At 78.5% G+C, this 4,392-nt stretch carries 1 protein-coding gene; it reads right to left on the bottom strand.

The window, feature by feature from the left end; all coding sequences use genetic code 11:
- Nucleotides 1–121: 121 nt before the first annotated feature.
- Nucleotides 122–4,392, bottom strand: a 4,271-nt coding sequence (locus tag N866_RS21565) for a hypothetical protein (RefSeq protein WP_034228571.1), incomplete at its 5' end; no start/stop codon positions are given.

Here is a 4,392-nt window from a genome sequence, read left to right as displayed (position 1 = left end):
CGCCCGGCGGTACCCGCGCCGGCGCGGTGGGCGCTCCGGGCGGGCGGCTCCTGCTGCGGAAGGCCCCGCCCCGGACGGCACCGGTCCCTCGTCGCTCACGGCACCATCGTCCCCCGGTCGCTCAGCGGGCGCGGCGGACGGCGGCCTCGACGACCGCGTCGAGCCGCGCACCCCGACGCGTGACCCCGAGCTCCTCGCGCAGCGCGGCGGCGAGCTCCTCGTCGTCCCGACGCCGGCCGTCGGCGACGATCCACGCCACGAGGTCGTCCAGCTGGTCGTCGCTGTAGGCACCGACGGGCAGTCCCCGCTCCACCGGTGGCCGCGGGCCGCGCGGCGTGGGCACCGCGGTGACCATCGCGACGCCGGTGTCGACCGACGTCGACCCGTCCTCCGCCGACTCCTCGTCGTGCGCGTCGCGGTGCGCGTCCTCGTGCGGGTCCCGGTCGTCCCCGGCGGCGTCGCCGCCCGGGGCCGGGTCGACGGCCGGTGCGGCGCCGTCGTCGCGCATCGCCGGACCGTCCGGCGCGACGTCGTCCCCGGGGAGGTCCTCGTCCGCGTCGCCGGTCGGGTCGTCGACGACCCGGGCGGGCGGGCGGACCACGGGCCGCGCGGCGCGCACGACCACCCGGCGGCGGGCAGCCTCGGCGGCCGCCTGGGCGATCGCCTCCGCCTCCCCGGTGGGGTCCAGGAACACCGCGGCGGACCACACCTGCGCGACGGTCCAGCCGAGCCGCTCGAGGCGCTCGGCGACCTGACGGTCACGGACCCGCACGCTCGGCTCGCCGACGTACGCGTCGTCGTCGGTGAGGACGGCCACGAGCCACTCGTCGGGGACGTCCGGGTGCCCGACCACGAGCGGCAGCCTCGCGCCGCCCGGCACGCCGTGGTGCAGGTCGACGGGCAGGCCCATGCGCCACAGCCGCTCGGCCAGGTCCAGCACCAGACGGTCCGGCTCCGCGCCGCCGTCGGGCGCCGTGCGGCCGTGCTCCGCGGGCGCGGCGGTCCGCTCGGCGGCGAGCCGGAGGAGGTCGCGCAGCGCGAGGGCGCCGGGCGCCCGCAGCCGGTCCTCGTCCAGGTCCTCGGCCGCGAAGCAGCTCACCACGGTGAGCCGGTGCCGGGTGGCCCCCAGGGCCTCGAGGAGCCGGCCCTCGCCGCCGGGCTCGCTGAGCGCCCCGAACCGGTGCAGCACGCGGCCGTGCGGGGTCCGGCCGAAGCCGACGGACAGGACGACGGCGTCGCGCGAGAGCCCCTGGGTGGCCCCGGCCTCGACGACGACGAACGGCTCGGGCCGGTCCGCACGGAAGAAGCCCTCGAGCGCGGGGTTGTCGCGGACCTCGGCCAGGACGGCGTCCCGGACGCGCGTCGCGTGCACCGGCGACGCGGTGACGACCGCCAGGGACTCCTCCGGCCGGGTCAGGGCGTGCTCGGTGACGAGCTCGAGGACGTGGTCGACCTCGGCCTGCGTCGACTCGACCGCGCCGTGCGCGTTGGGCATCCCGACGCCGTCGACGACGTCCAGCCGCAGCAGGGCCTGGGTGGCCGGCAGCGGCGTGGCGGTCAGGAGCCCCGCGTAGCCGTGGTCGGCGAGGAAGGCCGTGAGGTGCGGGTCCCGCCGGGAGGCGTCGGCGTGCAGGGAGAGCGTCGGCAGCACCTCGGCGAGCGCCGGCAGCGCGGTGCCGCTCGCGGACCGTGTGTCCCCGACGACGAGCACCTGGCGCCCGCGGGCGAGCGCCGGCACGACGGCCTCGATCGGCAGGTGACCCGCGGCGTCGAGCACCACGAGGTCCTCGGACCGCTGCGCCGGCAGGAGCTGCGGCACGAGCATCGGCGACGCGACCAGGCAGGGTCGCAGGTGCCGCACCACGCGCGGGTAGCGCTCGACGGCGGTCCGCAACCCGCTGAACCGGTGCTCGACGAGCTCGGCGAAGAGGCCCTGGGCCTCCTCGTCGGCCCCGCGCAGGCGGGTCCGCAGGAGCTCCCTCGCCTCGGCGAGGCCGAGGAGGGCGCGGTCGCGCAGGTGGCGCCGGTCCAGCGTGCGGAACTCCGCGACGAGCCGGGCGAGGGCGGTGCCGTCGTACCCGGCGAGCGCCGGGTCCTGGCGGAGGATCTCCTCGAAGACGGTCGTCCACCACGCCAGGTCGAGCTCGGCGGCGACGAACCCCACGCCGACCTGCCGCTCTTCCAGGTCGGCGACGAGCGCGCCGAGGCCCTGCCGCGCGAGGTTGCGCAGCAGCGCCGTGCGCTCCGGCAGCACCTCCAGCGCGACCTGGTCCTGGCGCAGGCGCTGGAGCCGTCCGGCGAGGCCGGCCCAGGAGAGCCGGTCGAGGTGCGCCTCCCCGGTCAGGCCCAGGGTCGCGCTCAGCGCGTCGAGGTGGGCGACGAGCTCGGCGTTCTCCTCCTCGATCTCGGCGAGTCCGACGGGAACACGCGGCCACCCGCCGGCCGGGCAGTGCGCCTGCCAGACCTCCCGCTGCTGCTGCACGTGGACGAGGGCCGCGTGCAGGTCCTCGACAGGCCGGCCGGGCCGCAGGAGGTCCTTGGCCTGCTTGCGCAGGCGCCGGCGCACCATCCCGCTCATGTCCACGCCGTGCTCGGCGCGCCAGGCCGACGTCGCGGTCGCCGCGACGAGGTCCGCGGCGGACCGCTCGAACACGATCGGCTGGAACACGTCGAGCGCCCGGCGCACCTCCGCCAGCATCGTCAGCTGCTCGGACCACTGGGCGGGGGTCTGCGCCGCGACGAGGCCCGTGGCCTCCGCGACCCGCTCCGCCTCGGCGGTCACGTGGGGCAGGACGGCCTCGAGGAGCTCCTCGACATGCCGGAGCGCGTCCCGTGCGCGGTCGGGGGTCACGAGGTCCGCGCCGTACCAGGAGCTGGACCGCGTCGCGGCGGAGAACGCCCCGAGAGCGGCCACGCGCACGAGGTCGACGGCGGCCTGGGCCCGGCGCTCGGGGGTGAGCGACTCGGCGACCGCGGCGGTGAGCCGCACCGTCGTCTGCGGCCCGGGCCGGGCCGACGTCAGGCGGGCGAGCGCCTGGAGGGCGTCGTAGCCGGACGCACCCCACGGCTCCCGGGTGCGGTGGAGGCCCTCGATGTAGCCGGCCAGGCGGCGCCGGCGGTCGAGGAGCTCGCGCTGCACGATGGCGACCTGCTCCTCCGGCACCGCGACGGGCTGGACCGTCATCGCCGCGAGGAGGCGCGACGCGGCCTGCTGCCGCCACCCGGAGTCCGGGGCGACGTCGAGGACGAGCTCGTCCAGGCCGAGCGCGGTGAGCCGCTCCACGAGCGCGTGCCCGGCACGGCGGTGGCCCGCCACGTACAGGACGGTGCGGCCGGTCGCCGCGGCGTCGGCGACGACGGCCGCGAGCGTGCCGGCGACGTCGCTGCCCGGCGGCGCGTCGAGCAGCAGGTGGTGCCCGGCGGCGAGGGCGTCGAGCACGCGCACCTGGGCGCGGTCGAGGTCCCCCACGCCCCGCTCCTGCTCCAGCGGCCGGTCGCCGGCCAGCGGGTCCGGCAGGGCGTGCGCGAGGGCCGCGCGGGCCTCGGTGTCGTCGGCGAGGGCACGGAGGACCTCGTGCCCGACGGCGCTGTCGCGCAGCCCGTCGAGGTCGCCGACGAGCACCTGCTCGGGGTGCACGAAGGTGCCGACCAGGAGGCGGTCCTCGAGCGCGAAGTCCTCCAGCACGGCGGCACCGAGCGAGCGGAGCCGGTCCAGCGCCGCGCGCGGGTCGAAGCCGCTCTCCGCGAAGGCGCCGCGCGCGAGCGCGGAGGGGTCCAGGAGCGCGCCCCGGCTGCGCAGCGCGGTCGCCAGGAGCGGGTTGACCTCGAGCGACGGCTCGAGGGTGAGGTCGAAGTCGCTCTCCCCGCGTCCGCGTGGGCGGACCGCCACGGGACGCAGGAGCACGGGCGCGCGCACGGTCCGGGTCGCCGCACCCCCGTCCTCCGGCCGGTCCGCGGCGGACGGGCTCGGCGGAGCCCCCGCCTGCGTGGCGGCGGCGAGCGCAGCGACGTCGTCGGCGTCCGTGGTCCCCGCCGCGGCCCGGCCCGCAGGGGGCGGGACGGGCTCGGTCCAGGTCGCCACACCGATGGCCAGGAACGCCGAGGCGAGGCCGTACCGCTGGGCGTGGTCGTCCGCCCGCGCGACGACGGCGCGGGCGCTGCGCCGGGCAGCAGCCAGGGCGCCGCCCTCGCGGACGAGGTTGGACAGCCGGGTCTCCCGGCCGGCGAAGAGCTGCGCGATGCCCGACGGGTGCGCCGTGGACAGGTCGAGGCGGGCGTCGCCCAGCCGGTCGACGTCGAGCAGGGCCGAGTCGCCCGCGCGGTCGGCCAGCGCGCCGCGCCACCGCTCGAGGGCGGCGTCGACGAGCTGCTCGGCGGTGGGCCGGGGCACGG

This window comes from Actinotalea ferrariae CF5-4, from assembly GCF_000603945.1.
In the GTDB taxonomy this organism is placed as follows: domain Bacteria; phylum Actinomycetota; class Actinomycetes; order Actinomycetales; family Cellulomonadaceae; genus Actinotalea; species Actinotalea ferrariae.
This window is presented reverse-complemented; position numbering and strand designations above follow the sequence as displayed.